A 25,392-nucleotide genomic window follows, 5' to 3' on the forward strand; every position below is an offset into this window, starting at 1 on the left:
GCCGTTTTGACCTACCCGCTCGGCACGGCAGTCGAAGAAGCCTGTACCGGTCGAGCCATTGGCGGCACGGGGAACCGGACCGCATTGATTCCCCTTGGTGGTGTTGCATGACACCAATGAGCGGAACTTCCACAGACATCAAACCCGATGAAGTGGCACAACACGGATCCTCCCTTGCGACAGGGGCAGACCGCGCCCCCGCCGAAACCGCCAACGAACTCAAGCGCGGGCTAAACAGCCGCCACCTGCAGATGATCGCCATAGGCGGTGCGATCGGTACCGGGCTGTTCGTGGCCTCGGGCGGCACCATTTCCCAGGCGGGTCCCGGCGGTGCGCTGGTCGCCTACGCGCTGGTCGGGCTGATGGTATTCCTGTTGATGCAGTCACTGGGCGAGATGGCGGCCAAAATTCCGGTCGCCGGTTCCTTCCAGTCCTTTGCAACCCGTTTCGTCTCCCAGTCCTTTGGGTTCGCGATCGGCTGGAACTATTGGTTCAACTGGGCCATCACGGTGGCCGCCGAGCTGGTCGCGGCCGGAATCATCATGGACTTCTGGTTCCCGGGGATCCCCGGCTGGGTGTGGGCCGGGATCTTCCTGCTGGTGCTGACCGGGCTCAACGCCCTCTCTGCGAAGTCCTTCGGGGAGTCGGAATTCTGGCTCTCCCTCATCAAGGTCAGCGCAGTAGTGATCTTCCTGATCGCCGGCGTGCTGATGATCTTCGGCATCCTCGGGGATAACTCCCCGGGACTGAGCAACTGGGAAAACCGCGATGAAGTGTTCCACGGGGGTTGGGTCTCGGTCATCTCGGTCTTCATGATTGCCGGGTTCTCCTTCCAGGGCACCGAGCTGGTGGGTGTGGCCGCCGGCGAAGCCAAGAACCCGCGTCGCGAAGTACCGAAGGCTATCCGCACTGTCTTCTGGCGCATCATGCTTTTCTACATCGGCGCCATCTTCATCATCGGCTGCCTGATCCCGTTCACCGACCCGAGCCTGCTGGCCGCCGGCGAGGCCGATATTGCAGCATCGCCATTTACCCTGGTCTTCTCGCGCGCCGGGATAGCCTTCGCAGCGGCCTTGATGAACGCGGTGATCCTGACCGCCATCCTGTCCGCGGGCAACTCCGGACTATATGCCTCCACCCGGATGCTTTACGCCATGGCCCACGACGGCATGGCCCCGAAGATCTTCGGCCGAACCAACGCGCGTGGCGTGCCCATCCCGGCGTTGCTGGCGACCGCGGCCGTGGGACTCTTCGGGTTCCTCTCCGCCATCGTCGGCCAGGGCGCCGCCTACTCCTGGCTGCTGAACATGTCAGGCCTGTGCGGCTTCATCGTCTGGGCGGGCATCGCAGTCTCCCACTACCGCTTCAGGCGCGGCTTCCTGGCCCAGGGAAACAAGGTCAGCGACCTGCCGTACAAGGCGTCCCTGTTCCCCATAGGCCCACTGCTGGCCTTCGCCCTGCTGGTCCTGGTGATCGCGGGACAGAACTACGAGGCTGTGCTTGCCGGGCGAAGCATGGAGGTGCTTTCCTCCTACATCGGGCTGCCGGTCTTCATCGTCCTATGGCTGGCTCACCGCTCCATCACCAAGTCCAAAATGGTTCCGCTGCTCGAGATGGATCTCAGGGCACCTAAGGACCTCGAGGACGAAGAAGGTAGGGGCGGCACCCAGTGACGAGCTGCCGCGGGGCTACCCCCACGCATTGAGGGGGCCGCGGTAGACGAGGGCCAAGACGAGCCTCAGCATCACGCCGTTGAGTGGCTTGCGTCAGATCTGCAGGGCTAGTACCCCGGATCTGGTCGAGAAACAGGGAAGCCGGGTGAGAACCTCACCCGGCTTCCTGTTTCCCGCGCAGGTCAATAACGACGGTTAGCGTCGCCCTCTAGCGACTCATTCGACGAGGCCGATTGCTGCCGTTATTGCCGCCAGTGACCAGATGAGGGAGCTGAGGCTGATCATGACCGGGCGTGCGGACTGGTGTCACAGGTTTTGGTCGTTGTCCGAGCCTTCCTGTGGTGTTGGTTGTAACCCAGGAGCGCTGACCTGGTTCACGAATGCACCGGCGGGTGGGGCGAACTGGCCGCTGATGGAGACGCCCTTGGACTGACTACGGATTTTTTCGTCATACCCTTGGGCGCGCGTGCGGCCTTCGGCAGGATCCGCCGGTTTCAGGAGGCTGTGACTCCTAGCGTTTCCTTCGTCAGCCATGTGACCGCTACAAGCCAGATGCTCCATACCAGGATGAGAACATAACCGGCCAGGATAGCGAAAGTGTTGGTCTCCGGGAAGCCCTCCACCCCGACCACCCAGCCCTGCACGAGATAGGCAAGACCGGACAGTCCCATCAGGTATCCCAAGGCTTTCGGCAGCTTTGACGTGAAGACCACTGCCAAGCCGAGCAGGATCAAGGTCAGACCGAGCATGAATGTTTGATAGCTCCTGGCGCCCCACTCCACCCATCGGATGCTCTCAGCGCTGGCGAAACGGGCAGCTTTCTCCGCTTCCGGCGCGCCGACCCAAGCAACTACGGCCTGTTTCAGGGCGACCCCGTCCACCGCCTGCAGGACGCCGTAGAGCCCAAGCGCCACCCCTGCAGAGACGGCACCCAGTCGTGCCACCACCCGGGCCGCGCCTGCACCTGCGGCGTCAAGAGCGAAGAAGAGGACAAGAAGTCCGGCGATGAACACCGCCATCCCAGCGAACTGGGCAAGATGCACCGAGGTCCAGACAACGCTGGCGGCGTATTCGGCAAACACGACACGATGGTCGTTAGCTGGCCCGTTGGCGTGTAAAAGACCCGCAACCACGTGAAGGACGAACCCCACTACAATCAGGACCGCCGAGAGGCGAAGCGCTTTGCCGTGGACCATGGATCATCCCTGCCTCGCACGGATCCTCACTTGCTTCCGATTGTAGGGTCCTGGGTTTGGAGAGTCGAGGCCGGGGGATGCCCAGAAGAAGGACCGGTCCGATGAGCTGATCCAGCTTGACCCAGAACGCGCTCAGCGTCAGCGTCTCGTCGCCGGCGAGGGCTCTCATGCCTCCCGCGGGATCGGCGCGGTCCGGGCCAGAGACGCTGGCGGCCTCCCCGTGCCACCCTCTACCGGTGGTGACGCACGTGCGACGTCGAGTCCAGAAGCGAGGCACGTGGTAGTTGATAACTGCCCGGGTTCTTAGAGCACTAGCCGCGTCAGTGGACCGTTTCCGTTGGACGGCTTCTTTCCCGGCACCCTCTTGTCAGCTTTTGGTCCCGGTGCTATTTAAATCTATATCAGCGGATATAGATCCGGTCACCTGATGACTTAGGTCACCTGATGATTTAGGAGGTATGTGATGTTGATGATGAGCGATCCGTTCCGCCAGTTCGACCGGCTGACGCAGCAGGTACTGGGTACGGTGGCACATCCGGCTGCGATGGCTCTGGATGCTTGGCGTGAAGGCAATGAATTCGTGGTGGCGGTTGATCTGCCCGGGGTGGAGGCCGAGTCGATCGATCTGAATGTTGAGCAGAACGTTCTGACCGTCCGCGCCGAGCGCAAGGACACCGTCGGTGAAGGTGTGGAACTGATTGCTGCGGAGCGGCCGCGTGGTGTCTTTAGCCGGCAGCTGATCCTGGGCGAAGCGCTGGATACAGAAAACGTGAAGGCCGGCTACGACGGTGGCGTCCTGACAGTTCGCATTCCGGTGGCGGAGAAGGCACAGCCGCGGAAGATCGAGATCACGTCCGGAGCCGGCGCGCAGCAGCAGATCAGCGCCTAATAAGCCGGGAGGGATGCCGAAGCCCCAAGACTGCCTCTCGGGCGGCTGGCTTTTATCACGAAACCGCCTCTGCGTCTTTAGCGCACAAGCAGCGTCAGGGCAGAGGCATCCCTCCCCAGAACGGTCACCGGCCTCCGCGACCCGGGGACCGCTTCATACGCCACAACACGCATGGCTCCCCAGACTTGGGGATCGTCCTAGACCGGGGCGCCGGTGTCACACGGATTCCAACAGAACATCGATGCCGACACTGCATGCCGTCCTGAAAGGGACGCGAATGGAGGTATGGAAAATGACAATCCAGTACATGGACGACGGTTTCGCCCCACATATCGATAGGGGATTCGAAACGGCAAAGACACGTCTTGAGCCGAGCAGGCTGGGTCTGCTCCAGGAAGAGGAGGCAGCGAAACATTCCCGAGCCATGGTCGAACATATCCTCGCCCTTGAACCCGAACGCGTCCCTGCCGTCACGGCTGAAGTGTTCGCCGAGGTGATTGCCGTTGCGAATGCCGTTCGGCAAGCCCAGGGGAGAGGACCCGTTACATCCTTCCGGGCCAGGGACTTCTGGGAAATCCTTAAGGACCTCATCGACAGCGTCCTCGAGCAGTAATCACCTGACTCAAACTCACCGGGGGTAGCGCGATGGAGAATATGGCGGCAGGTAACAGCCCAGGGTCCCTTCGCGGTGCTGAGGATTCCGGCGCCGGCAAGAAGAGTGTCCCTTGGAAAGTGGAGGGAATGCGCGGGCGAGGAGATGGCTCCGAACCCAGCCGCGGCCGCTGGTACAAGCGATGGTTGTGGCTGGCCGTCCTGTACCTGGGGTTCTTCCTCATTCTTTCGTTCCAAGACAGGGCTGCGGTTCCTGAAACCGTGTCGTACTCCGAGTTCAAGTCTCAGGTTCAGAGCAACAATGTTGTCGAGGTGTTTTCCCGTGGCGACACGATTGAAGGCAGGCTCCGGCAGCAGAAGCCGGTGCCAGGGGCCGAAGGGCAGAGCTATACCCAATTCGTGACAGAACGCCCCACTTTCGCCAATGACAACCTGCTCGACGCCCTCGAGGCAAACGACGTCACCGTGCGCGCAACCCCTCTGGTCCAGGAGCGTGGGGTGCTGGTGAACCTCCTGATTTCCATCGCGCCGGTTGCCCTGTTGGTGCTCTTTTACCTCTGGCTGCTCAAGCGCCAATCCGGCCTGATTGGACTGGGTGCCATGGGCGGCAAGAAATTCCAGCCCGTGAATCCCGAAAACATCCGCGTCACTTTCCAGGATGTCGCCGGAATCGATGAAGTCGAAGCAGAAATTTCCGAAGTCGTCGACTTCCTGAAGGACCCGCAAAAGTATCAGGCTATAGGTGCCCGGGCGCCCAAGGGGGTGCTGCTGACCGGCCCTCCAGGGACCGGCAAAACCCTGCTGGCACGGGCAACGGCAGGTGAAGCCGGGGTGCCCTTCTTCCACGCGAGTTCATCGGAGTTCGTGGAGATGGTGGTGGGGGTCGGGGCCAGCCGCATGCGCGAGTTGTTCCAGGCCGCACGTGAGGCTGCGCCGTCGATCATCTTCATTGACGAGATCGACGCCATCGGGCGCAAGCGTGGAGGCTCCTTGGCTGTTGGCGGTCACGACGAGCGGGAACAAACGCTTAACCAGATCCTGACCGAAATGGACGGGTTTTCCTCCTCCGAGGGCGTGGTGGTCCTCGCCGCTACCAACAGGCCTGATGTGCTGGACCCGGCCTTGCTCCGGCCGGGACGCTTTGACCGCTCCATCACGGTCCACGCACCCGACCAGGCCGGGCGCACCCAGATCCTGCAGGTCCACGCCCGCAACGTAAGGCTTGACGGCAGCGTTGACCTGGACGCCCTCGCCCGGGTTACTCCCGGCATGACCGGTGCAGAGCTGGCCAATCTCGTGAATGAAGCGGCGCTCCTGGCAGTAAAGCGCACCCACGCATCAGTGACGCAGCGCGACCTGCTCGACGCACTGGAAAAGGTCCAACTGGGAACGGCGCGGAACGTGGTCATGCCCCCAGAGGAGCGGAGGCGGACCGCATATCACGAGTCCGGCCACGCCCTACTCGGCATGCTGGAAGCCGGCGCCGACCCGGTCCGCAAGATTTCCATTATTCCCCGCGGCCGGGCACTTGGCGTCACGCTTTCCACCCCCGATACCGACCGTTACGGGTATGACGAAAACTACCTGCGGGGCCGGATAGTGGGGGCTCTTGGCGGAATGGCAGCAGAAAGGCTTGTCTTCGGAGTCGTCACCAGCGGAGCGGAAAGCGACCTGCAAACCAGCACCCACCTTGCCCGCATGATGGTCGGGCGCTGGGGCATGTCCTCACGGATCGGGCCGGTCCAGGTGCTGCCGGAGGAAGGCGACCCCAGGGCCTTGGGTGTCTCTGAAGGAATGCTCGACATCCTCGCCGACGAGACACGCGTCCTCGTGGACCAATGCTACGAACGCGCCCTGTCGCTCCTGCAGGAAAACCGCTGGCGCCTGGAGTCCCTGGTCGAGCAGCTGCTCGCCAAGGAAACCCTCGACGAGCAGGAAATCTATTCTGCAGCAGGGCTGGAACGACCCGCGGGCGCCACTGTTCCCGGCCAGACAGTCAAACCGGCAACCGGACCGCTCTGACAGAAGCACGGGCAGCTTCAGCTCTGATGGGCTCTTTACTGAAAAGCCTGGAACGAGATCACCAATTGATTACCGGCACCTGAAAGTCAGGCGCCGCTTCCCGCCCCAAACACACTCAAGAGACTGACGCCGCACCTTCCACGACCAAAAGGCAGTTGATACTGGTGAGGCGGACCCCACCCCGGTCGGGAATTTGAGTACTACAGTTGATACATGGCTGCCAGCCGCCATCCGCTCGATGACCTGCGCGAAACCATCGGCCATCTGGCCGATCAGCTCAAGCTGCCCGGTTCCGAGCGCGTCGACGACCTGGTCGGCGATCTCATCGGTGCAAGGCCCGCGCCGGCCCGGCCGCTGTCCGAGGTGCAGGCCGAGCTCGACGCGCTGGTCGGACTGGAAACCGTGAAGGAACAGGTGCGGGCCCTCGTCGCACTGCTCCAGGTCCAGGCCCGCCGTAAGGCGCACGGCCTGCCGGAGGTGGCCACATCACAGCATCTGGTGTTCCTCGGAAACCCGGGCACGGGCAAGACCACCGTGGCGCGGCTCCTGGCCGAGATGTACCGCGCGGTCGGTCTGCTCCAGAAAGGCCACCTGGTCGAGGTCGACCGTTCGGGCCTGGTGGGGCAGTACGTCGGCCAGACCGCCATCAAGACGGACCGGGTGATCCGGCGTGCGCTGGACGGCGTCCTGTTTATCGACGAGGCCTACGCGCTGGCCCCGGAGGACGGCCGGATGGACTTTGGCCCCGAGGCGATCGAGGTCCTGCTTAAGCGGATGGAGGACCACCGCCACCGCTTGGTCGTGATCGTGGCCGGGTACCCGCGGCTGATGGAGTCCTTCTTGCTCTCGAACCCCGGACTGCGCTCCCGGTTCGCCCGCGAGATCACGTTCCCCGACTATTCCGTCGACGCACTCCAGACGATCTTCCACCAGATGCTGGCTCAGCACGAGTACACGCTGGAGCCGGGTGCGGACCAGATGCTGCGCCGCATCCTCACCGGGCTGCATGCGGGCGAGGACTCCGGCAACGCACGGTTCGCCCGCACGCTGTTCGAGCAGGCGCTCAACCGCCAGGCGCTGCGGCTCTCGCTCGACGAGGAACGAAGTCTCGACGCTCTCGATCGTGAGGCCGTCATGACGCTCACCGCGGACGACATCGTCGAGGCCGCGCTGGCCTTGGGTGAGGAGCCGGAGCCGGAGCCGGAACCGACGCCGGAACCGGAGCAGCCACGCTGGTGGCGCTGGCTGACCTGACCGGATCTGCGGCAGCTGTCAGACGAATGCCGTCCAGCCCCTGAGCGGGAAAAAGCACAACTGTTCCGCTGTCGTGCAACTGGAGGACAGCCTTCCTACCCACCCCAAGCTTGCTCACTCGGCCCCTATACCCCAACCGGTCCCAAACAGCGCCGCCGCGGCTTCGGGCTGCTGGTCATGCATGAAACTGCTTTCCGTATGTCAGAACTGAATATCCGCACGATGTAAGAATTCCAGAGCTGCCAAGCGGAGAAACTCAATCGTCCCGGCGGACGTCATGAACGCATCGGTCGGGGCGTAGAGTTCGGGGCTTCTTCCTGTGATGAAGCTGACCGTCGCAATAGGCAGAACGCCGGATCCTACGAATCCGCGTTCGCGGTCAATGGAATGCCTAAGCTTCCGGTACGAAAGGAGACGCCCGTGACCCATGGAACGATGGAACCCCAAAATAAATAGGATTTTAGTTGGGGCCGGGCATAATAAAAGGGTGACTGCACCCCGCGCCTGGCTCATTTGGTCCATTGGCATTTTCGCGTACCTGGTGGCTGTGACACAGCGTACGTCCTTTGGTGTGGTCGGGCTCGAGGCGACGGAGCGGTTTCACGCCACCGCCTCGGCCATCTCCTTTTTCACCGTGCTCCAGCTGCTCGTCTACGCTGCCCTGCAGATTCCCGTCGGAGTGCTCGTGGACCGGTTCGGCTCACGGGCCATGATCGCAGGCGGCGCCCTGCTCATGGGACTCGGCCAGCTCCAGCTCGCCTTCGCCGAGAATGTCCCGGCCGGTGTGCTCGGCCGGGTGCTCGTAGGCGCCGGCGACGCCATGACATTCATTTCCGTCATCCGGCTGATCCCGCTGTGGTTTGCCCCTGCCCGGGTGCCGCTGCTGACCCAGCTCACCGGCATGTCCGGGCAGCTGGGGCAGCTGCTCAGCGTCGTGCCGTTTGCCTATGTCCTTCATAGCGCCGGCTGGAGCCCTGCCTTCCTGTCCCTTGCGGGACTGTCCGGCCTCGCCGTCGTCCTGGTTGTCGTGCTGCTGCAGGATCTGCCGCCCGGCACCGCACGACAGGAATCTGCCAAGGGGCTGAAGGCCACCGGCATCTCGCTCTCCCGGGCATGGAAGCAGCCCGGCACGCGGCTGGGCATGTGGAGCCACTTCACCATCCAGTTCAGCGGCACCGTTTTCGCCATGACATGGGGGTACCCGTTCCTTATATCGGCGCAGGGGCTCGACGCCGGTACCGTGGCATCGCTGATGTCCCTCTACGTGGCCGGCGCCATCGGGGCCGGACCGCTGATCGGGCGGTTTGTTGCGCGGCACCCCCTGCGGCGCTCCACGATGGTCCTGCTCCTCGTTGCCGCCACCGCCGCGGCGTGGGCGGCCGTGCTCCTGTATCCAGGCCGCTCGCCGCTCTGGCTGCTGGCCGTCCTCATTGTGGTGCTGGCCATCGGCGGTCCAGGCTCCATGATCGGCTTCGATTTCGCCCGCACGTTCAACCCCGCCCACCGGATCGGCACTGCCACAGGCATCGTCAACGTGGGCGGCTTCTTCGCGGCGCTTTTGGCCATCTACCTGATCGGCGCCGTCCTGGACGTCCTTTACACGACCGGCTTTTCCAATGGCGTGCTTTATGGCCTGGAACCGTTCCGCATCGCGCTCTGCGTGCACTTCCTGCTCCTCGGCTTCGGGTCCGTCGCGATGCTGGTGGTCCGCCGCAAGGTCCGCCGGCAAATGGCTGCGCAAGGAATCGTGGTGCCGCCGCTGCTCCAGGCGATGGCCCAGCAGCGGCGGGCACGTAACGCCCGGAAGTCCGCGTCCCGCGGGTAACTGTGCCCGGGTGTACAGCATTCAGGTGTGCGGGGCCCTCCGCATTCCGGCATGTAGCGCAGCGAAGCGCGAACGGACACTTAAGGCCCTCGCCGCGTCCGGGTGCAGCCGCTTCCGGCGTCCTGGCGCACGCGGCCCGCTGCAGGATCCAGCCCACCTGTCCTCCCCAGACGAACAGTGTCCACATAGCCCAGATCGGGGCTGCCGCGGAGGATAGGGAGCGGCGAAAGCTGGAGGCATGAACGCACCTGAGCACCTGATCATCAGCGGCCCCGAGGACATCCTCGGTTATGTTCCCCACACGCTGGGGTACTGGCCCTCCTGCAGCCTCGTGGCCATGACCATGCAGGGCAAACGGCTGGGGGCGACGCTCCGGGTCGACCTCCCGGAAGGCACGCCATCCCCGCGCGGCCGGGAAGATTTCGCCCGGACTGTAGCTGACTATCTCCTGGCCGATAAGGAGGCGGACGGCACCCTGCTCATCTTCTTCACCGACGACGGCTGGTCTGACGCCGCCGGCCCGCCGGGCAGCAGGGCGCTGCTCGCCGACCTCGAGCCGGCCCTCGGGCTTGCGGGGATGCCGGTGCGGGACGCCTGGTACGTTGGTGCGGAGTACTGGAGGAACGTCTACTGTACCGACGCCGAATGCTGCCCGCTGCCCGGCCGCCCCCTTGCGGAGATCCGGGACAGCCGGCTCAACGCGGAAATGGTGTATCTGGGAAGCAGCGTGGGGGAGGCGCCCGGGAGCGACCCCGCCGCAACTGCAGGATCCGGGGATCCCGCCGTGATGGAGGCCGAGGGACGCTGGGCGCATGAACTGTGCGCCGTGCGGGGCAGCAGGCAACAGTTTGAAATCGTGCTGGATGCTTGGCAAGCGGCGCTGTCTTTCACGTTAGCCAGGGACACGGCTCGGGGTTTCGAGACGGCAACGGGCTTGCACACTTCATCGGGATGCAAGGCGGGACCGGGCCCGGCATCCGAAGCTGCCCTGCCGTGCGACATAACCGGTTTCCTCCGGGCCACCCTGTGCGTTCCGGCGTGGCGGGATGCCGTACTCGTGATGGCTGCCGCGGGCCGCGCCACCGCGCTGGCCGGGGCCGAGCAGTTCGGCATCTTTTCGCACCCGCCCGGGCTTCCTGCCAAGGGACCGTCCCTCAACGGGCCGGATATCGGCGCGAGGGGTATCGGCGGGAAGGGTGCCGCCGGACCGGACACCGTCGGACATGGCGCCGCCGGACTCGCGGCGGGGGAGGAGCCGGGAGTGAAGGCGCAGTGCCCGGACACCGGCGGCAGGGACGGGAACCCGGAGCCGCCCGGTTACGGCGAGGTGCTGCTCGGACTGAGCCCGGCGGTGCCCGACTGGCAGGCCATGAAGCTCCTTGAAGATGTCATGCTTCACCTCGTGGCCTGCGGCCCGGGGGAAGCGGAGGCAGCGGCGTGGACCTCTAAAGGCTGGATCGAGTGGTGCCGGGGGCGGGGCTCGTACGCCCATGCCTCGCTGTCCAAGGCGCTGGCGGCAGCGCCCGGCTACAGGCTCGCCGAACTGCTCTCGGAGGTGGTCCGACGCGGAACGATCTGCGGCTGGGCTGGAAGGAAGGAGGCAGCCTGGCAGAGGTTCGGCACGGATGCTGCCTAGTTCAGTGCCTCCACGGCACTGCCTCCGGCGCTGATGCGTTGCCGCCCGGCAGTGGGTGTGTCCTGACCCCGGTATTACGGCGGCAGCGGCCCCGCCCGGAGAAAATCGTGAGACAATGGTTGCCGAGACCCGGTTGGGTCCGTGAATCAGTGCTTGCAATGAGCCCGGGAACGGGAACATTGCGGCCGCCCCGGCAGTTCTAATTAATGGCTCTGTCGGCCGCGGTTGCACCTGATGTCAATCACGGACTTGACAGGGTCATAGTGGTGTTGCCCGTATGGTGATTCCACAGACCGCCGCTAGAAAGGTTTTCTGTGACCCCGTCTTCCGCGAAGAAGGAACCCGCCGCCCAGGCCGATGTGTCGGCCGAGGACAAGAAGGCGGCAACCAACGCCAAGCGTGCAGCCACCCGTGCCGCCAATAAGGCCGTCAAGGATGCTGCAGTCGCCGGTGGCGGTGACGCCTCGAAGCCCGAGCCGAAGAAGCGTGGACCCAAGCCAGGCGCCAAGGCTGCAGCCGAAGCTGCCGGCAGCGCAGCCCCTGATGACGACGTCGATGCTGAAGTCGAAGAGGACCTGGACGATGTGACGCCCGATCCTTCCGAACTCACCGACGAACCCGACGAGGCCGGCAAGACTGCCGCCGCCCCCACCGGCTCCGGATTCGTATACTCCGACGCCGACGACGACGACGCCCCGGTGCAGCAGGTCATGTCGGCCGGTGCCACCGCCGACCCCGTCAAGGACTACCTGAAGCAGATCGGCAAAGTCGCGCTCCTCAACGCCGAGCAGGAGGTTGACCTTGCTCTCCGGATTGAGGCCGGCCTCTTTGCCGAAGAGAAGATCGCCGCCGACGACGGCTCCATGGACCCGAAGTACAAGCGCGAGCTTGAGTTCATCATCCACGACGGCAAGCGCGCCAAGAACCACCTTCTTGAAGCGAACCTCCGCCTCGTGGTGTCCCTGGCCAAGCGTTACACCGGCCGCGGCATGCTGTTCCTGGACTTGATCCAGGAAGGCAACCTCGGTCTGATCCGTGCCGTTGAGAAGTTCGACTACACCAAGGGCTTCAAGTTCTCGACCTACGCCACCTGGTGGATCCGGCAGGCGATCACGCGCGCCATGGCCGACCAGGCCCGCACCATCCGTATCCCGGTGCACATGGTCGAAGTCATCAACAAGCTCGCCCGCGTGCAGCGCCAGATGCTGCAGGACCTCGGACGCGAACCCACTCCCGAGGAACTGGCCCTCGAGCTGGATATGACCCCGGAAAAGGTCGTGGAGGTCCAGAAGTACGGCCGCGAGCCCATCTCCCTGCATACGCCGCTGGGCGAGGACGGCGACTCCGAGTTCGGTGACCTCATCGAGGACTCCGAAGCCGTGGTCCCTGCCGATGCCGTGAGCTTCACGCTGCTGCAGGAACAGCTGCACTCCGTGCTCGATACCCTGTCTGAGCGCGAAGCCGGAGTTGTTGCCATGCGCTTCGGCCTCACGGACGGCCAGCCGAAGACTTTAGACGAAATCGGCAAGGTCTACGGCGTCACCCGTGAGCGCATCCGTCAGATCGAATCCAAGACCATGTCCAAGCTGCGCCACCCGTCGCGGTCCCAGGTCCTGCGGGATTACCTGGACTAGCCTGAAAACACTCAGCCAGGGCCGCCACCGTTACCGGTGGCAGCCCTGGCTTTTTGTCTGGCGGAGGATCGTTTTTGCGGATGACGCCAAACAGCAGCAAAAAGGCCAGGGCTCCCGAACGGGAACCCTGGCCTGTCTGCTACGCACTATTTCAGCGGCAAGGTCTAGTCGACCGGTACCGGCGCCTTATCGTGAAGCCGGCCCGTCTCATCGTGCCATTCTGAGCTCAGCGGCTTGAGGGTCGCTTCGACGGCACGTGAATGGTGAGCGCAGAAGAGCAGCTCACCTCCGGAGGACTCGAGTACAACCCGGACGTACGCCTGTGCTCCACAACGGTCGCACCGGTCAGCTGCGTTGAGTGTGCGGTCGGCAACTGCTGTTGTCATGTCGGCCTCCTTAGTAGATCTGTACATCTATATAACCAGCATTCGGTGCCGAACTATGGCAAGGATGTGTCACTTTCGCTGTCCGCGTATCACGTGTGCGTAACGGCACGGCCCGTCCGGAGCCCTGCCGGGAGTGGCTGAACGCGGATCTCCGCCCGCGCGACTAGGCTAGAGGGAGCCATTTAACGCCCTTGCCGGGCCGTCTTTCGAAGGGGTTCACTGCCTGTGGCACCGAGTTCTGATTACACCGCCCGCCATCTTTCGGTGCTGGAGGGCCTCGAGGCTGTCCGGAAGCGCCCGGGCATGTACATCGGTTCCACCGACTCCAGGGGCCTCATGCACTGCCTCTGGGAGATCATCGACAACTCGGTGGATGAGGCCCTGGCTGGCTTCGGCCACGACATCAAGATCATCCTGCACGCGGACAACTCCGTGGAAATCCACGACGACGGCCGTGGCATCCCGATCGACGTCGAACCCAAGACCGGCCTCACCGGCGTGGAAGTGGTCTTCACCAAGCTGCACGCCGGAGGCAAGTTCGGCGGCGGGTCCTACACAGCGTCCGGCGGCCTGCACGGCGTGGGCGCCTCGGTAGTCAACGCGCTCTCCGCCCGGCTCGACGCTGAAGTGGACCGCGGCGGCAAGACATACAAGATGTCCTTCCGCAGGGGAGAGCCCGGCCGCTTCAAGGACGGTACGCGCCCGGATCCGGCAGCCCCCTTCGAACCGTTCGTGGATAATTCGGTGCTGGACGTTGTGGGCAAGGCCAAACGCGGGGTTACCGGCACCCGCATCCGTTACTGGGCGGACCGGCAGATCTTCACGCCCGACGCCAAGTTCTCCTACGAGGAACTGGCCGCCCGCGCCCGCCAGACTTCATTCCTGGTCCCGGGCCTGAAGCTGACCGTCCGTGACGAACGGAAACTTGCCGGCACCCCCGGCGAGAACGGGCCGCACGAGGAGATTTTCCACCATGACGGCGGCATTTCCGAGTTCGTGGAGTTCCTCGCCATTGATTCCGGGGTCACGGACGTCTGGCGCCTCCATGGTGCCGGAAAGTTCAAGGAAACTGTCCCGGTCCTCGATGAAAGGGGCCACAGCGCCCTGGCCGAAGTCGAGCGTGACTGTGAAGTGGACGTCGCGATGCGCTGGGGCATCGGCTACGACACCACCGTCCGCACCTTCGTCAACATCATTTCCACGCCCAAGGGCGGCACCCACCAGTCCGGCTTTGAGCAGGCCCTCGTCAAGACGTTCCGGAAGGCAGTCGAAGCCAACGCCAGGAAGCTCAAGGCCGGCAACGACAAGATCGAGAAGGACGACATCTTCGCCGGCCTGACCGCCGTGCTGACCGTCCGTCTCGCCGAGCCGCAGTTTGAGGGACAGACAAAGGAAATCCTCGGCACCTCGGCGGTAAAGGCCATCGTGGCGCGGGTGGTGGAGAAGGAGATCACGGCAAAGCTCAACTCCTCGAACCGCAACGACAAGGCTCAGTCGGCGCTGCTGCTGGAAAAAATCGTCAGCGAGATGAAATCCCGCATCTCCGCCCGCGTGCACAAGGAGACGCAGCGCCGCAAATCGGCACTGGAATCCTCCTCGATGCCGACCAAGCTGGCGGACTGCAGGACGGACGACGTCGCCCGCTCCGAGCTGTTCATCGTCGAGGGCGACTCCGCCCTTGGCACCGCGAAGCTGGCCCGCTCGTCCGACTTCCAGGCCCTGCTGCCCATTCGTGGCAAGATCCTGAACGTGCAGAAAGCTTCTGTGGGCGACATGCTGTCCAACGCTGAATGCGCTGCACTGATCCAGGTGGTCGGCGCCGGGTCCGGACGCAGCTTCGCGATCGAAGCCGCCCGCTACGGGAAGGTGATCCTGATGACGGACGCCGACGTCGACGGCGCCCACATCCGGACGCTGCTGCTCACCCTGTTTTTCCGCTACATGCGGCCCATGGTGGAGCAGGGCAGGGTGTTCGCGGCGGTGCCCCCGCTGCACCGCGTGGAAGTCATCAACCCCGGCCAGAAGGCCAACGAGATGATCTACACCTACTCGGAGGCGGAGCTGCACGCACTGCTTGCCCGCCTCGCCAAGGAAGGCAAGCGCTACAAGGAACCCATTCAGCGGTACAAGGGCCTGGGCGAGATGGACGCCGAGCAGCTCGCCGAGACCACCATGGATCCCCGGCACCGCATGCTTCGGAAAGTGAACATTGAAAACGCCCAGCAGGCCGAGGCCACCTTTGACCTGCTCATGGGATCGGACGTAGCGCCGCGCAAAGACTTCATCGTTGCAGGTGCAGCCAGCCTGGACCGCGACCGCATCGACGCCTGACGGCGGCCCCGTCCAGGGCGTCTCTAGCCCAGCAGTCCCGGCACGATCAGCAGGGCCGTGGGCATGGCCAGCAGCAGCACACAGACGGCGAGCACTCCGCCCCGTATGGCGCCGGGCAGCGGAGGGCGCGGTGAGAGCAGGCGGCTGACGCGGGACGCCGTCGTGCTTGCCGGGCCCGAACCTCCGGCGCCGTCCGGCAGCTGCAGCCCCTGGTCGGTCCGGCCGCTCTGGCCGAAGGCAGGCGCTGCCTGTGGGAGGGCGGAGCCGCTGGCCACGATCGCGATGGCCTTAATCAGGGTGGCTTTGCTCTCGGTTTTGAGGGCCACGTCGTCGGCCAGCATTTCGATCAGGGAGTTGACAGCCTCCTGCGCCAGACGCGTCGTGGGCAGCCAGGGAAGCGCCTGCCGCCACGCCGCGAAGGCCCACAGCAGCAGGTGGTGGCGCTGGTTGAGATGAGCGTTCTCGTGGATCAGCACGGCACGCAGTTCCGCCGGTTCCAGTGCCGCCATCAGCCCGTCGGAGAGTACCGTGACGGACCGTGCGCCGCCCGGCAGGCAGTAGGCGACCGGCGAGTCGTGATTGATCACCATCGTGGCGGTGCCGTGTTCGGAGGGGGAAGCCAGCAGGGCGAGCAGCTCGCGGTGCTTGCGGCGCTGCCTCTCGATCTTGTAATACGTCAGCAGCAGGGTGAACACGAGGTGCGCGGTCAGCAGCGCGGCTGCGGACAGGGCAAACAGGTGCCAAAATCCGAGGGCTGTGGTGGGTTCATTCTGGAACACCATTCCGGCCAGCGCCCGCAGGCCGGCGATGAGGTTGTCACCGATCGGCTCGAGCCCGTACACCAGCATGGCGCCAATCATGGACAGGCCACCGGCGAGGCCGATGGCCTGCCACAGCACCATGGCCGTGAACGGATCCCGCGCAGGCCAGTGCGCGCGGGAAAGAAGGATAGGTACCGGCCATGCCAGTACTATCGCCAGGACCGCCAGGAAATATGAGGTCCAGAACATAGTCCGCTAGCTGTGGCCAAGCAGTTTGCGCAGTGTCTCAGCTTCACTTTCCGTCACGGAACCGATGAACCGGGCCAGCACGGCCTCGCGGTCCGGGGCAGATCCGAGCACCTCGTGCATGAGTTCCGCCGTGTGGTCCTCCCGGCTGGAAACTGCCTGGTAGCGGTGCGGGCGGGTGCCGCGTTCACGCTCCACCAGGCCCTTCTTTTCGAGGCGCGAAAGCACTGTGAGGACAGTGGTGACTGCAAGGTCCTTCCCCACGTGCCCTGCCGCGCCGCCCTGCGCGGCGGTGCTCTGTGCCAGCATGTCGCGCAGAGTATTGGCGGTTGCCGCTTCCTGGCCCGCCCAGAGCAGGTCCATCACTGCCCGTTCCAGTTCACCAAGACTCGCCATCTGTACATCCTTCTGCCATCACCCCGCCGGGCGGCCGGCTGGCCGCTGCGTGCTGTGATCCCGATACTTCAAGTACAAATCTAACGCGTTTCCGCCTTTCTTTCTACATGAGGTAGAACCCGCGGCGCGCCGCAGGTCGTTGCCACCGGCCTCGGGGCGCTGCAACGATGTTTACAGTGCCGTGGACGCTGTTCTACACTTTGTAGAAGTTGATGTTCTACGCGACGTAGAAAACATCGCCTGAGAGCCTGGACCAGCCTAAAAGTAGGGACCGCCTTGGAAGCCTTGGAAATCGCACGCTGGCAATTCGGAATCACCACCGTCTATCACTTCATGATGGTGCCGCTGACGATCGGCCTGGGCCTCGTCGTGGCCGTGATGCAGACAATTTGGTACCGGACCGGCAACCCGGCCTATCTGCGGATGACAAAGTTCTGGGGAAAGCTCTTCCTCATCAACTTCATCATGGGTGTGGCCACGGGCATTGTGCAGGAGTTCCAGTTCGGCATGGCCTGGAGTGAGTACAGCCGCTTTGTGGGCGACGTCTTCGGAGCGCCGCTGGCCCTTGAGGCCCTGCTTGCGTTCTTCGTCGAGTCCACGTTCCTGGGGCTATGGATCTTCGGCTGGAAGCAGCTGAAGAAGGGCGTCCACCTGGCCTGCCTCTGGATCGCCGTCGTCGGTTCATTCTTTTCCGCCTACTTCATCATCGTCGCCAACAGCTGGATGCAGCACCCCGTGGGCGTCGACATGATCGACGGCCGGCCCGTCATGACCGATGCCTGGGCGGTCTTCACCAACAACACCGCCCTCGTCGCCGTGCCGCACACCCTCTTCGGTGCCCTCGCCGTTGCAGGCGGGTTCCTGCTCGGCATCGCCTGGTACCACCTCTGGCGGCGGCGCCGCGACGGCATTGACACCGTGGGCAACGACGGGAAGGTAATCGTCGGCTCTGCCGACATCCCCGGCCGTGACGGCACCGACCACACCGTGTGGCTCCGCTCCCTCCGGACCGGGGCGGTTGTGGCGATGATTTCCTTCGCCGGCACCGCGCTGACCGGAGACCTCCAGGGCAAGCTGATGTTCGAGCAGCAGCCGATGAAGATGGCCGCCGCAGAGGCAGCCTGCCACGACGGCACGGGCTTTTCGGTCCTGAGCGTGGGAAACCTCGGATCCCAGAACTGCGATGACATCGTGGCCCTGATCGAGGTGCCCGGCATCCTTTCCTACCTGGCCAAGGGCGATTTCACCACCGAGGTCAAGGGCGTGAACAGCCTGGTGGACCAGTACAAGGCCGACTACGGCACCCACCTGCCGGACTACCCCATCTACGGTGAGCGTGCAGGGCAGGAAATCGAATACGTGCCGGTCATGGAGGTCACCTACTGGGGCTTCCGCATGATGATCGGCTTCGGTGGAGTCGCCGCCCTCGCCGCACTCCTGGCGCTTTGGGTCACCCGAAGCGGCACCGTTCCGCAGTCCCGCTGGCTCATGCGGCTGGCCGTGTTCGGAATTTTGGCCCCGTTCGGAGCGAATGCCGCCGGCTGGATCTTCACGGAAATGGGACGCCAGCCCTTCGTGGTCGCGCCAAACCCCGACCTCAACGGCATCGACCCGGTCTTCATGTTCACGGCAGCCGCCGTTTCCCCCGGGGTTTCGGCTGGCGAGATCCTGACCTCCCTGATCGTCCTGACCGCCATCTACGCCGTGCTGCTCGTGGTGGAGGTGAAACTCCTCGTCAAGTACGTCCGCGGCGGCGTCGTCTCCGCAATGCCGGAACTGGCCCATGCACCCGTTGACGAGAACGAGGACGCCACGCCCGGTCCGGACGGGCCCCGCAAGCCCGGAGCGGGCGACGACGTGCTGGCCTTCGCTTACTAAGACCTGAGGATACGGAACATGGAACTGTTGCCCACTGTCTGGTTCATCGCCATCGCCGTGCTGTGGACGGGATACCTCTTCCTCGAGGGGTTCGACCTTGGGGTCGGCATGCTGATGAAGCTTTTCGCCCGCGACAACACGGAACGGCGCGTGCTGCTCAACACCATCGGACCGGTCTGGGACGGGAATGAAGTCTGGCTGCTCACCGCAGCCGGAGCCACGTTCGCGGCCTTTCCGTTCTGGTATGCGTCCCTCTTTTCGGCCCTGTACCTGCCGCTGCTCATCGTCCTTGTGGCCCTGATCTTCAGGGCAGTGGCCTTCGAATACCGCGGGAAAGTGGACACCGTCCGCTGGCGCACCACCTGGGACTGGGCCATCGCCGTCGGTTCCTTCGTGGCCGCCTTCGGGGTGGGTGCGGCCCTTGCGCTCACCACCACCGGCCTGCCCCTGGACGCCAACGGGGACCGGGAAGGTGGACCGTTCGCCTGGTTCAGCGGCTACGCCGTCCTCGGCGGGTTTGCCGTGGCCGGCTTTGCGCTGCTGCATGCGCTCGCGTTCCTTGCGCTGAAGACCGACGGCGAGGTCCGGCACCGTGCCCGCCGCTGGTTTGTGCGGCTGCTGCCCGTCCTGCTGCTGCCCATGGCTGCCTGGGCCGTGAGCGTGCAGCTCCTCTTCGGCAAGACCTGGACGCTGGCTCTCCTCGCCGCTGCCGTGTTCGCCGCAGGCACCGCGTGGATCCAGGCACGGAAAGGCAAAGAGGGCAGGGCCTTCCTTGCCACCGGGATGTTCCTGGTGGGCGGTACCGCTTCAATCTTCGGGGCCGTTTTCCCCAGGGTGCTGCCCTCCACCATCGATCCCGCGTTCAGCCTGACCATCGCCAACGCGTCATCCTCTGATTACACGCTGGGGCTGATGACCGTCGTGGCGTGCGTGGGACTGCCGCTCGTGATCGCCTACCAGGCCTGGACCTACTGGGTCTTCCGCCGCAGGGTCAGCGCTGCGCACATTCCGGAGGCGCACAGCTTCGTGCCCGCGATCGCCGCCAAAGCCTTCCTCAGGAACGACTGAACATACCGTGAAGCCACAATTTCCCAGCGGACCGTCAACCCGTGCCGCGCTCTATGGCCTGGGCCTGCTCGCGGCGCTGAAAGCGCTCGCCCTCGTCCTCATGGGACAGGCCGTGGCGTCGGTCCTGGCCGGCCTCATGACCAAAGACCCTGCGTGGGCGGACCAGCTGGTCTGGGGAATGGCCGGCGTTGTCCTCAGGTCAGTCACGGTCTGGGCACACGGAGTGGCCTCCCGCCGGGCTGCGCTGGGGGTCAAGGAGGAGCTGCGCTCGCAGCTCCTGGAGCACGTCCTGCGCAACGGTGTCCGCACGTCGGGCCCGGCCGACGGCGGCCTGGCCGTGCTGGCAACGCGGGGCCTGGACGCACTGGACAGCTATTACACCCAGTTCCTGCCCGCCCTGGTGAACTGCGCCACCATACCGCTGCTGCTGGGCGCACGGATCCTGTTCGCGGACTGGGTGAGCGCCGTGGTGGTCGTGCTGACCGTGCCGCTCGTGCCGCTGTTCATGGTGCTGATCGGCCGCTATACGGAAGACAGGGTCAAGGACGCGCAGGCGGCATTGTCCCGGCTCTCGGCCCACATGCTGGAACTGGCCAAGGGACTTCCGGTGCTGGTGGGGCTGGGCCGGGCTGTGGCCCAGCGGCGCGCGCTCGAAGACATCTCCGAGGAGTACCGCTCCCGCACCATGGGCACGCTCCGGACCGCATTCCTCTCTGCCCTGGCGCTTGAGCTGATCGCCACGATCTCCGTGGCCGTTGTTGCCGTCTTCATCGGCGTGCGGCTGGTGCACGGCGACATGGCGCTGGAGGCGGGACTCCTCGCCCTGATCCTTGCACCGGACTGCTACCTGCCGCTCCGGGAACTGGGAACGGCGCACCACGCGAGCGACGACGGCCGCGCGGCGCTCGCTGAGACGACGGCGGTGCTGGACGCGTCCGGCCAGCGGCGGCTTGATCCCGCGGTTGTTCCGGCCGACGGTTCCCGGAGTGTTCAGGACGTCACGGTCGGCGGACTGACCGTCCGCTACGCCGGAAGGTCGGGTGCCGCCGTCGGGCCACTCAGCTTTACCGCACCGGCGGGGCTGATTACCGCCCTGGACGGACCCAGCGGCGCCGGGAAGAGCACCGTGCTGGGGGTCCTGGCAGGGACAGTCGGCGCTACGGCCGGCACCGACGCGGCCGGCACCGAGTCTGCCGGCACCGAGTCTGCCGGCACCGGAGTTGCCGGAACCCTTCAAGGCTTCGCCCCCGGGGACGTGGCCTGGGTGCCCCAGCATCCGGTCATGGTTGCGGATACCGTTTGGGAAGAGGTACTGCTGTACCGGACGGCCGGCGGCTCCGAAACGGCCAGCCCTGCAGACGCACGTAACGCCGACGAGGACGTGGTGCAGTGCCTCGCGTTGGCCGCTGCGGCCCACCTGGCCGGCAAGCACCCCGCGGAACTGAGCCCCGGTGAACTGCGCCGCGTGGCGCTCGCCCGCGGTCTGGCACGCGTCCAGGCCGGAGCCACCGTGCTGCTGCTCGATGAACCCACCGCCCACCTGGACCGGGAGACCGCCGATTCCGTCGCGGACGCTATCCGTGACCTCCGCAACCGGGTGACAGTCATCCTGGTGGCTCATGACCGGCAGACTCGCGAGCTGGCCGACCACGTGGTTCCCCTGGCCGCGGCCGGGCAGGCGGCACCGGTATCCGGAAGGTCTGCCTCTGCCCGGACCGCCTCCGCCAGCACTGTCTCCCGAAGCGCAGTCCCGGCCGGGAGTGGCGGCGCCACAGCATCCCGGCAGTCCGGCGCCGCAGCACAGGACCTGGCCTCCAAGGCTGAAGCAACGGCAGCTGAACAGACCGCGCCGACCGCCGGCCTGCTGGGCCGGCTGCTCGCCTCGGTGCGCGGCAAGTTCGCGGGCGCCGGCGCCGTGGGGACGCTGGCCTCCCTTTTTGCTGTTGCCCTCTCCGGGCTGTCCGGCTGGCTCATCCTGCGGGCCAGCGAACAGCCGCCCATTCTGTACCTGCTCACGGCCATCGTGGGGGTCCGGTTCTTCGGAATCGGCAGGGCCGTGCTGCGCTACTGTGAGCGGCTGCTGCTTCATGACGGGGTCTTTGCGTCGCTGACGCTGCTGCGCGGCCGCCTGTGGGAGTCGCTGAGCCGGCGGGCCCTGTCCCTGCGGCGGCTGCTCCAGGGCGGGAACGTCCTCGGTGTGGTGATCGACGACGTCGACACCGTCCGGGATCTGCTGCCGCGGGTGGTCCTGCCGCCGGTGACGGCTTTGGCCGTGGCCGCAGCCGCCGTCGCAGCATCAGCCTGGCTGCTGCCGGCTGCCCTGCCGGCGGTCCTGGCTGCGGCCGCCGCCAGCCTGGTGCTGGCGCCCGCCGCCGCACTGCTGGCCGACCGAATGTCTGCCCGCACCGAGCAGCGGCTCCGCTCCGGCGTCCTGCGCCGCATCGCCGCCGCTCTGGATGCCAGGGCCGAGCTGCACGCCAACGGCGCGGCCGCATCCGTCCTGGATACCATCCGGGCGGAGGACCGCGCGGCCACGCGGGCGTCCCAGCGCTCCGCCTGGGCTGAAGGGCTCGGCCAGGCGATCACCGTCGCGGCCTGCAGCGCCGCGGCACTGGCCTGTGCCGTCCTTGCAGCACCGCAGGTCATGGAGGGCGCCGTCGCAGCCCCAACGGCGGCCGTCGTTGTCCTGATGCAGCTGGCCCTCGCGGAACCGTTCGGTGCCATGACGACGGCGGTACGCCAGTTCCCCGCACTGCGTGCCGTGCTGCGGCGGATCGGTGAGTCCGGGGTGCTGGAAGAGGGCCGCGGATCCCAAGCTCCTGAACTGACGGATCCTGAACTGACGGCTCCGGAGCTGGCCGCTCCGGCGCCGCGGCAGGGGGGCCGCGCGGGGATTGAACTGGCCGGCCTGTCCGCGGCATGGCCCGGGGGCGCACCGGTCTTTACGGATTTGTCGGCCGTGGCGGAACCGGGCCGCTGGCTGGCTGTCACCGGGCCTTCCGGTGCGGGTAAATCCACCCTGCTGGCTGTTCTGCTTGGCTTCCTGCCAGTCCGCGAAGGCCGGATCGGCGTCACCGGCCGGGTGGCCTGGTGCCCGCAGGAGGCACACCTCTTCGATTCCACCATCCGGGGCAATCTGCTGCTGGGGCGTCCTGTGCAGTCATCAGACACTAAGCAGGCGTCAGATCCCGAACGGGACATGCAGCAGGCGCTCAAGGCTGTCGGTCTGGAGCCGCTGCTGAAGCGGCTCGACCAGGGCCTCGACACCAGGATCGGTCCGGGCGGCGCCTTCCTCAGTGGCGGGGAGAGGCAAAGGCTCGCTGTGGCCCGCACCCTGATGACGCAGGCGGAGGTCATTCTGCTGGATGAGCCCACAGCCCACCTCGACGCCGAATCGGGCAGGGCGCTGATGGCTGATCTGCGGGCCGGGCTCCGTTCCCGGACCGTGGTGCTCGTGACGCACAACCCGGACGACATCAGCCCTGAGGACGCGCTGCTGGCACTCCGCCCGGGCAGGGAAGCCTCACCCGGAAAAGCCCTGCCCGGCGGATCCCCAACCGGTGAACCGCAGGCTGGTGAATCCCCGGCAAGGGAAATCAGGTCCGGCGCGTCCATGGCGCCGTCGCGGGCCTCCCGTTAGCCTGTTTCCATGATTGGATCCGGCTCCGCGGAATGCACTGTCAACTTTCCCTCGCTGCGGTGGAAAAGCGCCGGGACTGACGACGTCGGGGCCTGGGCGGAGCTGATCGCCCGGACGGCGGCGGTGGAGAAGCCGGTGTGGTTTGAGCGCCGGCCTGAGCTCGAGCAGATCATGGAGTCCCGGAAGAACCCGCCGGAGGGCAACACCGTGCTGGGGTTCGGCCCGGATGGGGTGGCCCGGGCCTACGCGCGCATCACCAAGAACCCGGAAAGCGGAAAAGCGTACGGTTTCGGCTGCGTCGATCCCGCATGGCAGCGCCGCGGTGTCGGTTCTGCGCTGCTGGAATGGCTCGAGGCGCGGACGCGGCAGCGCTTCGTCGAGGACAGAGGCCCCGCTGCGCGGCTCCGGATCCACAACGAGCAGCAGCACGAGCACCAGGCCGCGCTCTTCGCACGGCATGGGTACAGCGTGGTGCGCTACTTCAATGAGATGCACCGGCCACTGACCGGGTCCTTGCCCGAGGTCGGCGTGGACCAGGAATTTGAGTTGGTGGCCATGGGCCCCGAGCTGAGTGAGGCCGTACGGCTCGCGCACAACGATGCCTTCCGTGACCACTGGGGGAGCGAGCCGAAGGACGAAGAGTCGTGGGGATTCATTGTCAACGACCCTCAGTCCCGGCCCGACCTCAGCGCCGTTGTGCTTGAGCGCGCCACCGGGACGGTGGCCGGGTACCAGCTGGCCACCTATGACCCCGACAGCGCCGTGACCCGGGGCTTCAGCGAAGGCTACACCGACTTGCTCGGCGTGCGGCGGGAGTTCCGCGGGCGCGGCATCGCCAGTGCGCTGCTCGCCGATGCCATGCGGCGCTTTGCCGGCGAAGGGTTGGACGTGGCGTCCCTGGATGTCGACTCGGAGAACCCCACTGGCGCGCTCGCGCTGTACCTGAAGATGGGCTACCAGCCTGTCAACAGGAGCCTGGCCTGGGACAAGTCCCTGGGTTAGCTGAACGGTGCGGCCGGCTGCTAGCCGTCCACGTCCACCAGGTGGTGGGTGACGTCGTGCAGGAAGTACTGGGCAAGGGTCAGGACCGTGAATTCTGAGCCGTTGCTGCGCAGCCCCGTCCGGCCCCATTCCGACTCGTTAACCCGGGCGAAGGAGGCGGCAACCTGTTCGCCTTCGGCGGTCAGTTCGGCGCCCACCAGCGCCGGTTCGGCGTTGGCGTAGTCGCTCTCCACGGCCGTCCGGTCCTGGTCCCAGTCGTCGAACTTCGCGTCGTCGTCGGTGAGCATGAGGTTCAGCCGCCGGTCGAATAGGTTGAAGACGTCCCGGACATGGCAGGCGTATTCCAGCGCCGACCACGTGCTGTCATTTGGGCGCTCAGCAACGTCCGGCCGGCGCAGCACGGCGCGCCAGCGCGGGAGCATGTTCTCCACGCTGCCCGGCACAGTCGACGGCGTCACCGCCGAGGCGTCGAATCCGCATTCGTTGCAGGGCCGGGAGAGAACCCAGGTCCAGTCTTTGGCATCCGGAATGATAGGCATGCCAGTAGTCTAGGGCGTGTCTCCTAAATTCTCGGCTCGCTCTTCGGGATGCTTGAAGGGTGTCTCGTACTTCTGTTTTGACTGATGGGCAGTGGGCCCGCATTCAGCCGTTGCTGCCGTCCTCTGCCGGCCGCCGCGGTCGCCCGTTCCGGGACGATCGCCGGGTGGTGGAGGGCATCATTTACCGGTATCGGTGCGGGATTGCCTGGCGGGATGTGCCGTCCGAGTTTGGTCCATGGCAGACAATTTGGAAGCGGCACCGCCGCTACAGCGGTGACGGAACGTGGGACAGGATCCTGGCCGGGCTGCTGACGGTCGCGGATGCCCGCGGTGAAGTGGATTGGTCTGTCTCGGTTGACTCGACTGTGAACCGCGCCCACCAGCACGGCACCAACCTTCCCCGC

The 25,392-nt window shown here is 65.5% G+C and carries 19 protein-coding genes; 14 read left to right on the forward strand and 5 right to left on the reverse strand.

The genetic code is table 11. The annotated features are described in order from the left end of the window. The first annotated feature begins 107 nt into the window (after positions 1-107). Entirely contained in the window at positions 108-1,673 is a 1,566-nt protein-coding gene (locus ACIP9X_RS16190) for an amino acid permease (RefSeq protein WP_400480770.1), read from the forward strand. Between the two features lie 494 nt (positions 1,674-2,167). On the opposite strand, the gene ACIP9X_RS16195 is transcribed toward ACIP9X_RS16190, so the two are convergent. Further along, positions 2,168-2,869, reverse strand: a complete 702-nt coding sequence (locus ACIP9X_RS16195; protein WP_400480771.1) for a DUF4386 family protein — start codon at positions 2,867-2,869, stop codon at positions 2,168-2,170. A gap of 463 nt (positions 2,870-3,332) precedes the next feature. Here ACIP9X_RS16195 and ACIP9X_RS16200 point away from each other — a divergent pair, with 463 nt between their 5' ends. The 7 genes from ACIP9X_RS16200 to ACIP9X_RS16230 all read left to right on the forward strand — a co-directional run bounded on the left by ACIP9X_RS16200 (position 3,333) and on the right by ACIP9X_RS16230 (position 12,741). Continuing rightward, a complete protein-coding gene (locus ACIP9X_RS16200) occupies positions 3,333-3,758 on the forward strand; it encodes an Hsp20/alpha crystallin family protein (RefSeq protein ID WP_400480772.1) in 426 nt (141 codons plus the stop codon). Between the two features lie 292 nt (positions 3,759-4,050). Continuing rightward, a complete protein-coding gene (locus ACIP9X_RS16205) occupies positions 4,051-4,371 on the forward strand; it encodes a hypothetical protein (protein WP_400480773.1) in 321 nt (106 codons plus the stop codon). A gap of 41 nt (positions 4,372-4,412) precedes the next feature. After that, on the forward strand, positions 4,413-6,392 hold the full coding sequence (gene ftsH, locus ACIP9X_RS16210) for an ATP-dependent zinc metalloprotease FtsH (RefSeq protein ID WP_400480774.1): 1,980 nt from the start codon (positions 4,413-4,415) through the stop codon (positions 6,390-6,392). A 213-nt stretch (positions 6,393-6,605) separates the two neighbouring features. Further along, a complete protein-coding gene (locus ACIP9X_RS16215; RefSeq protein WP_400480775.1) occupies positions 6,606-7,646 on the forward strand; it encodes an AAA family ATPase in 1,041 nt (346 codons plus the stop codon). A 487-nt stretch (positions 7,647-8,133) separates the two neighbouring features. Further along, on the forward strand, positions 8,134-9,471 hold the full coding sequence (locus tag ACIP9X_RS16220; protein ID WP_400480776.1) for a nitrate/nitrite transporter: 1,338 nt from the start codon (positions 8,134-8,136) through the stop codon (positions 9,469-9,471). Between the two features lie 238 nt (positions 9,472-9,709). Continuing rightward, positions 9,710-11,107 carry a DUF4192 domain-containing protein gene (locus ACIP9X_RS16225; RefSeq protein WP_400480777.1) on the forward strand — a complete coding sequence of 466 codons (1,398 nt, stop codon included), beginning with the start codon at positions 9,710-9,712 and terminating at the stop codon, positions 11,105-11,107. A 314-nt stretch (positions 11,108-11,421) separates the two neighbouring features. Continuing rightward, complete coding sequence (locus ACIP9X_RS16230) at positions 11,422-12,741, forward strand: RNA polymerase sigma factor (protein ID WP_400480778.1); 1,320 nt, start codon at positions 11,422-11,424, stop codon at positions 12,739-12,741. Between the two features lie 164 nt (positions 12,742-12,905). Here the strand turns inward: ACIP9X_RS16230 and ACIP9X_RS16235 are convergent, their stop codons facing one another. Continuing rightward, a complete protein-coding gene (locus ACIP9X_RS16235) occupies positions 12,906-13,127 on the reverse strand; it encodes a hypothetical protein (protein WP_400480779.1) in 222 nt (73 codons plus the stop codon). A gap of 225 nt (positions 13,128-13,352) precedes the next feature. Here ACIP9X_RS16235 and ACIP9X_RS16240 point away from each other — a divergent pair, with 225 nt between their 5' ends. Then, complete coding sequence (locus tag ACIP9X_RS16240; RefSeq protein ID WP_400480780.1) at positions 13,353-15,458, forward strand: type IIA DNA topoisomerase subunit B; 2,106 nt, start codon at positions 13,353-13,355, stop codon at positions 15,456-15,458. Between the two features lie 23 nt (positions 15,459-15,481). Here the strand turns inward: ACIP9X_RS16240 and ACIP9X_RS16245 are convergent, their stop codons facing one another. Together ACIP9X_RS16245 and ACIP9X_RS16250 are read right to left on the reverse strand one after the other, a co-directional pair. Beyond that, entirely contained in the window at positions 15,482-16,468 is a 987-nt protein-coding gene (locus ACIP9X_RS16245) for a M56 family metallopeptidase (RefSeq protein WP_400480781.1), read from the reverse strand. Between the two features lie 6 nt (positions 16,469-16,474). Continuing rightward, complete coding sequence (locus tag ACIP9X_RS16250; protein WP_400480782.1) at positions 16,475-16,861, reverse strand: BlaI/MecI/CopY family transcriptional regulator; 387 nt, start codon at positions 16,859-16,861, stop codon at positions 16,475-16,477. A 276-nt stretch (positions 16,862-17,137) separates the two neighbouring features. On the opposite strand from ACIP9X_RS16250, the gene ACIP9X_RS16255 reads away from it, so the two are divergent. Genes ACIP9X_RS16255 through ACIP9X_RS16270 form a run of 4 tightly spaced genes read left to right on the forward strand, consistent with a single transcriptional unit; the run spans position 17,138 to position 24,449 of the window. Further along, the gene (locus tag ACIP9X_RS16255) at positions 17,138-18,739 is read left to right on the forward strand and encodes a cytochrome ubiquinol oxidase subunit I (protein ID WP_400480783.1); all 1,602 of its coding nucleotides are present in this window, start codon (positions 17,138-17,140) and stop codon (positions 18,737-18,739) included. A gap of 18 nt (positions 18,740-18,757) precedes the next feature. Then, positions 18,758-19,807 carry a cytochrome d ubiquinol oxidase subunit II gene (gene cydB / locus ACIP9X_RS16260; RefSeq protein ID WP_400480784.1) on the forward strand — a complete coding sequence of 350 codons (1,050 nt, stop codon included), beginning with the start codon at positions 18,758-18,760 and terminating at the stop codon, positions 19,805-19,807. A 7-nt stretch (positions 19,808-19,814) separates the two neighbouring features. Next, positions 19,815-23,447 (forward strand): thiol reductant ABC exporter subunit CydD, encoded by a 3,633-nt coding sequence (gene cydD, locus ACIP9X_RS16265; RefSeq protein ID WP_400480785.1) that lies wholly within the window; start codon positions 19,815-19,817, stop codon positions 23,445-23,447. A 9-nt stretch (positions 23,448-23,456) separates the two neighbouring features. Then, positions 23,457-24,449, forward strand: a complete 993-nt coding sequence (locus ACIP9X_RS16270; RefSeq protein WP_400480786.1) for a GNAT family N-acetyltransferase — start codon at positions 23,457-23,459, stop codon at positions 24,447-24,449. Positions 24,450-24,469: 20 nt separating this feature from the next. On the opposite strand, the gene ACIP9X_RS16275 is transcribed toward ACIP9X_RS16270, so the two are convergent. After that, positions 24,470-24,988, reverse strand: coding sequence for a DinB family protein (locus ACIP9X_RS16275; protein ID WP_400480787.1), 519 nt, complete (start codon positions 24,986-24,988; stop codon positions 24,470-24,472). A gap of 59 nt (positions 24,989-25,047) precedes the next feature. On the opposite strand from ACIP9X_RS16275, the gene ACIP9X_RS16280 reads away from it, so the two are divergent. Further along, on the forward strand, positions 25,048-25,392 hold a 345-nt coding region (locus ACIP9X_RS16280), incomplete at its 3' end, for an IS5 family transposase (RefSeq protein ID WP_400480788.1).

The sequence above is a fragment of the Arthrobacter sp. NPDC093125 genome (genome assembly GCF_044754225.1).
In the GTDB taxonomy this organism is placed as follows: domain Bacteria; phylum Actinomycetota; class Actinomycetes; order Actinomycetales; family Micrococcaceae; genus Arthrobacter.

What these genes read in the sequence shown, in the direction of transcription:
- ACIP9X_RS16190 (WP_400480770.1), top strand. Translation starts at nt 108, where the DNA reads ATGACACCAATGAGCGGAACTTCCACAGACATCAAACCCGATGAAGTG.
- ACIP9X_RS16195 (WP_400480771.1), bottom strand. Translation starts at nt 2,869, where the DNA reads ATGGTCCACGGCAAAGCGCTTCGCCTCTCGGCGGTCCTGATTGTAGTG.
- ACIP9X_RS16200 (WP_400480772.1), top strand. Translation starts at nt 3,333, where the DNA reads ATGTTGATGATGAGCGATCCGTTCCGCCAGTTCGACCGGCTGACGCAG.
- ACIP9X_RS16205 (WP_400480773.1), top strand. Translation starts at nt 4,051, where the DNA reads ATGACAATCCAGTACATGGACGACGGTTTCGCCCCACATATCGATAGG.
- ftsH (WP_400480774.1), top strand. Translation starts at nt 4,413, where the DNA reads ATGGCGGCAGGTAACAGCCCAGGGTCCCTTCGCGGTGCTGAGGATTCC.
- ACIP9X_RS16215 (WP_400480775.1), top strand. Translation starts at nt 6,606, where the DNA reads ATGGCTGCCAGCCGCCATCCGCTCGATGACCTGCGCGAAACCATCGGC.
- ACIP9X_RS16225 (WP_400480777.1), top strand. Translation starts at nt 9,710, where the DNA reads ATGAACGCACCTGAGCACCTGATCATCAGCGGCCCCGAGGACATCCTC.
- ACIP9X_RS16235 (WP_400480779.1), bottom strand. Translation starts at nt 13,127, where the DNA reads ATGACAACAGCAGTTGCCGACCGCACACTCAACGCAGCTGACCGGTGC.
- ACIP9X_RS16245 (WP_400480781.1), bottom strand. Translation starts at nt 16,468, where the DNA reads ATGTTCTGGACCTCATATTTCCTGGCGGTCCTGGCGATAGTACTGGCA.
- ACIP9X_RS16250 (WP_400480782.1), bottom strand. Translation starts at nt 16,861, where the DNA reads ATGGCGAGTCTTGGTGAACTGGAACGGGCAGTGATGGACCTGCTCTGG.
- cydB (WP_400480784.1), top strand. Translation starts at nt 18,758, where the DNA reads ATGGAACTGTTGCCCACTGTCTGGTTCATCGCCATCGCCGTGCTGTGG.
- ACIP9X_RS16270 (WP_400480786.1), top strand. Translation starts at nt 23,457, where the DNA reads ATGATTGGATCCGGCTCCGCGGAATGCACTGTCAACTTTCCCTCGCTG.
- ACIP9X_RS16275 (WP_400480787.1), bottom strand. Translation starts at nt 24,988, where the DNA reads ATGCCTATCATTCCGGATGCCAAAGACTGGACCTGGGTTCTCTCCCGG.